Genomic DNA, 4,433 nt, shown 5'->3' with positions numbered 1-4,433 from the left:
GCCCGCGGCGGCGAGCAGCAGCGCGGCGCCGGCGAACCAGGGAATCAGTTTGCCCGCGATGGGATAGAAGATCTGCGGCGACGCGTAGCCGAACCAGTGGATGCGGCCCGGCGCCCTGAGCGGGGCCGCGTGGGAAGTCGGTGGAGTCATGTTCGATACGTCGTTGGCGTTCAAAAAAAAGCCCGCGTGACGGGGACGCGGGCCCGGAAGATCGTCCCAACGGGATCTGGCAGGGACGGTTTCACTATATCGGCCCATGCCCGAAAAGTAATCGAATAAGTTTGCATTTGGTTATGAGCGCGATCACTCGAGCCCCTCATTCGAGCGAGATATGCAGCGCGCGTGCCGTGGCCCATGGCGCCAGTGCGAGAGCACCGGCGAGCAGGGCGCCGAGCAGCGACAGGTGCGCAGCGCTGTCCAGCCCTCCCATCTCCGCACCGACGGCGCCCGCGCCGAAGATCAGCACGGGCACGTACAGCGGCAGTACGAGCAAGGCGACGAGCACGCCGCCGCCACGCAGGCCCAGCGTGAGCGCGCCGCCGATGGCGCCGAACAGGGAGAGGACCGGCGTGCCGATCAGCAGGCTGGCAGCCAGCACGCCGATCGCCGCGGGGGAGAGGTCGAACTGCAGCGCGAGCAGCGGCGCGAGCAGCACCAGCGGCAGGCCCGCGACGAGCCAGTGCGCGAGGATCTTGGCGGCCACCAGCACGGCCAAAGGCTCCGGCGACAGCAGCATCTGTTCGAGCGTGCCGTCGGCGTGGTCCGGCGCGAACAGYCGGGCCAGCGACAATATCGACGCCAGCAGCGCGGCGACCCACAGGATGCCGGGCGCCATCGCGCGCAGCAGCGCGGGTTCCGGGCCGACGCCGAGCGGGAACAGCGAGATCACGATGACGAAGAAGAACAGCGTGGTGAACACGTCGGCGCGGCGGCGCAGGGCGAGCTCCAGGTCGCGCCGGACGATGCAGGCAAAGGTCGACAACATCAGCGGCCGCCGTTCAGGTCCAGCCGGTGCAGGCGGCGTGCGCCGAGTTCCAGGTCCTGGTGCGTCGTGTAGACGATGCTGCCGCCAGCGCCGAGGTGCTGCTCGAGCAGGGCGTGCAGTGCGGCGATGGAACCGGCGTCCAGCGCGGAAAACGGTTCGTCGAGGATCAGCAGCGCGGGCCGTGGCGCGATGGCGAGGCGGGCGAGGGCGACACGCTTGCGCTGGCCCTGCGACAGGATCGCGCACGGCAGGTGCAGCGCGTGTTCGAGGCCGAACAGGGCCAGTGCACGGCGCGCGTCGTCGATGCCGCCGGCCTGGCCGGCGATGCGGCGGTTGACGTCGATGTTGCGCCAGGCCGGCAGGTCGTCCTTCAGGCCGGGCGCGTGGCCGCAGTAGAACAGGTCGCGGTGATAGTCGTCGCGAGTCCGCACGATGTCGCGGCCGCGCCAGTGCACGGCGCCCGCGGCCGGCGGCGCGAGGCCGCACAGGATGCGCAGCAGGCTGCTCTTGCCGCTGCCGTTGGCGCCGTGCACCCACAGCGCTTCGCCCGGCGCGACGGCGACGTCGATGCCGGAGAACAGGGTGCGGCCGCCGCGCACGCAGGCGATGTGATGGGCTTGCAGGGTCATGGTCCGGCGAACTATAGCGGTGCTCAGCCGAAAAGGCATCGAAGGAATTCGCATGTCGATATATGCGCCGCATGGATAAGCTAGCTCATCGATATTCGTTCACCGCGCGCCATGCTGGCCGTATAGTCCGGGCGTCCAACGCTTACGGAGAATCCATGAAACCAGAGACCATCGCTGTACACGGCGGCTACACGCCCGACCCGACCACGCGCGCTGCCGCGGTGCCGATCTACCAGACGGCGTCGTATGCCTTCGACAGCACGCAGCACGGCGCAGACCTGTTCGACCTGAAGGTGCCGGGGAATATCTACACGCGCATCATGAACCCGACGCAGGACGTGCTGGAGCAGCGCGTGGCGGCACTGGAAGGCGGCGTCGGCGCGCTGGCGCTGGCGTCTGGCCAGACGGCGATCACGTATGCGATCCTGACGATCGCGGAAGCGGGCGACAACATCGTCTCGGCGGCCACGCTGTACGGCGGCACCTACAACCTGTTCGCGCACACGCTGCCGCAGTTCGGCATCCAGACCCGCTTCGCCGACTACCGCGAGCCGGAATCGTTCGCGCGCCTGATCGACGAGCGCACGAAGGCCGTGTACATCGAATCGATCGGCAACCCGTTGGGCAACATCACGGACATCGAAAAGATCGCCGAGGTCGCGCATCGCCACGGCGTGCCCCTGATCGTCGACAACACGGTCGCCACGCCCTATTTGCTGCGGCCGTTCGAGCATGGCGCCGACATCGTCGTGCATTCGCTGACCAAGTACCTGGGTGGACACGGCAATTCGATCGGCGGCATCATCGTCGATTCCGGGCGATTCCCCTGGGCCGAGCACAAGGAACGCTTCCGGCGGCTGAACGAGCCGGACGTGTCGTACCACGGCGTCGTGTACACGGAAGCGCTCGGCGCCGCCGCCTACATCGGCCGCGCGCGCGTGGTCCCGCTGCGCAACACGGGTGGCGCGATCTCGCCGTTCAACGCGTTCCTGATCCTGCAGGGCATCGAGACGCTGGCGCTGCGCCTGGACCGCATCGTCGAGAACACGCTGAAGGTAGCCGAATACCTGGACGGCCACGCCAAGGTCCGCTGGGTCAACTACGCGGGCCTGCCCGGCCATCCGAGCCACGACCTCGCGCTGAAATACCTGGGCGGTCGTCCGTCCGGCGTGCTCACGTTCGGCGTGACGGGCGGCCGCGAGGGCGGGACGCGCTTCCAGGATGCCCTGAAGCTGTTCACGCGCCTCGTCAACATCGGCGATGCGAAGTCGCTGGCCTGCCACCCGGCGTCCACGACGCACCGCCAGCTCGGACCGGACGAGCTGGCGAAGGCGGGCGTGACCGAGGACACCGTGCGGCTGTCGATCGGCATCGAGCACATCGACGACCTGCTGGCGGACCTCGGCCAGGCCCTGGACGCGGTCTGACCCGATTGCCTTGGAGCCTATCCCGGTAGCCGCAAGCCTGTAGGGTGGGCACGGGGTGCCCACCCTTGTATCTTGAACGAGTTGATGATTAGCTACCATCAACTGAGGTGAAGACCAGCTTGTGCCCACCCTGAAGGCATTGACCTTGTGGTAGTAGATTAAGCCCTTCACCTCTCCCACCCCATTGCTGAACACTGGACGGTATCCGAGGGCTTTGACCCTGCATGAACAAGGCGAGTGTGGAGTGGTTAGGGAAAATCAAGAACACAAGGAAGAGCGATGTTTTATCTTGGCGTAGACGTTTCGAAGAAAAAGTTGGACTGCATGCTGCTCGATAGTACGAATGGCAAGCTGAAGTCCAAAGCGTTACTCAACACGAAGACAGGTTTCGAAGAGCTGATCGAGTGGTTGGCCACGAACAAGGCACCTGATGCCCATGTCGTCATGGAGCCGACTGGCGTATATCACGAACCAGCCGCGCTGGCACTGACCGATGCGGGCCTGACGCTGTCGCTGGTTAATCCGGCCCAGTTACGTCAGTTCGCCCAAGGATTGGGTGTCAAGAACAAAACCGACAAAGCCGACAGCACCGTACTGGCACGCTATGGCGATGCAGTGAAACCCGAAGCATGGCAGCCGCCATCGACATCTGCACGCCATCTCAAGGCGTTGCTGGCTCGACGCGATGCTGTTGCCGACGATCTGCAGCGCGAACAAAACCGTCAGGAGGCTGTTGAGTTCGCGATATCTCCAGGCGAGGTCAGGCAATCGATCATCCAATCGCTCTCGTTTTTGCAAGCCGAGCTCAAACGACTGGAAAAAGCGATCCAAGAGCATATCGACAGCGACCCTGACTTGCGTCGCAAAAAGGAGCTGTCGCCTGTCGAAAGCGGGACCAGCGCATCTGCGCAAGCTGCTATACATGCCAGCCCTGGTCGCCCGCCAATGGAACCCACACATCAAGGCCTTCAGTGAACGCCTGCTCGCCAAAGGCAAAACCAAAATGGCCGTCATCGGCGCCTGCATGCGCAAGCTGGCCCACCTGTGCTTTGGTGTTGTGCACACAGGCAGGCCATATGACCCAAATTACGCCATGTGAGGCTTGACGGGCGAGACGGTATCTACCGCGCCCGCGCTTCCAGTTCGGCCTCGAGCCGCAGCGCGGCCGCATTCGTATCCACCGCGATCCGGTTCAGGCGCGCCAGCGCCGCCGCGAGCCGCGCCCCACTCTCTCCCCCGCATTCGCGCGTATGCCAGCGCGCGAGGTCGCAGCGCATCCGCGCCAGTTCCGCGCGCACGCCCGCCAGCATACGGCGCAGGCTGCCGTCGACATCGGACGCGGACGTGGCCGGCGCGGCCGGCGTACCGGTGCCGTCGCCGGCGAGATGATCC

At 65.7% G+C, this 4,433-nt stretch carries 4 protein-coding genes and 1 pseudogene; 2 read left to right on the top strand and 3 right to left on the bottom strand.

Annotated features, from left to right (window positions below):
• Positions 1 to 316: 316 nt before the first annotated feature.
• A complete protein-coding gene (gene ccmB, locus AC1DYX_RS28405) occupies positions 317 to 985 on the bottom strand; it encodes a heme exporter protein CcmB (RefSeq protein WP_477265145.1) in 669 nt (222 codons plus the stop codon).
• Positions 985 to 1,614: a cytochrome c biogenesis heme-transporting ATPase CcmA gene (gene ccmA, locus AC1DYX_RS28400; RefSeq protein WP_477265143.1), complete on the bottom strand. Its 630-nt coding sequence runs from the start codon at positions 1,612 to 1,614 to the stop codon at positions 985 to 987. Before ccmA ends, ccmB begins: the two co-directional genes overlap by 1 nt.
• A 155-nt stretch (positions 1,615 to 1,769) precedes the next feature.
• Here ccmA and AC1DYX_RS28395 point away from each other — a divergent pair, with 155 nt between their 5' ends.
• On the top strand, positions 1,770 to 3,041 hold the full coding sequence (locus tag AC1DYX_RS28395; protein WP_477265141.1) for an O-acetylhomoserine aminocarboxypropyltransferase/cysteine synthase family protein: 1,272 nt from the start codon (positions 1,770 to 1,772) through the stop codon (positions 3,039 to 3,041).
• Between the two features lie 279 nt (positions 3,042 to 3,320).
• Positions 3,321 to 4,140 (top strand): annotated as a pseudogene (locus AC1DYX_RS28390) (IS110 family transposase).
• Between the two features lie 22 nt (positions 4,141 to 4,162).
• Here AC1DYX_RS28390 and AC1DYX_RS28385 read toward each other — a convergent pair.
• The coding region (locus AC1DYX_RS28385) for a hypothetical protein (RefSeq protein WP_477265139.1) at positions 4,163 to 4,433 on the bottom strand (271 nt) is incomplete at its 5' end.

The sequence above is a fragment of the Massilia sp. P2_C2 genome (genome assembly GCF_056404615.1).
Note: the sequence above shows the minus strand (reverse complement) of the source record. Positions and strands in the feature narration are given on the sequence as shown.

Coding starts and splice junctions, on each gene's coding strand:
- ccmA (WP_477265143.1), bottom strand. CDS start 1,614: ATGACCCTGCAAGCCCATCACATCGCCTGCGTGCGCGGCGGCCGCACC.
- AC1DYX_RS28395 (WP_477265141.1), top strand. CDS start 1,770: ATGAAACCAGAGACCATCGCTGTACACGGCGGCTACACGCCCGACCCG.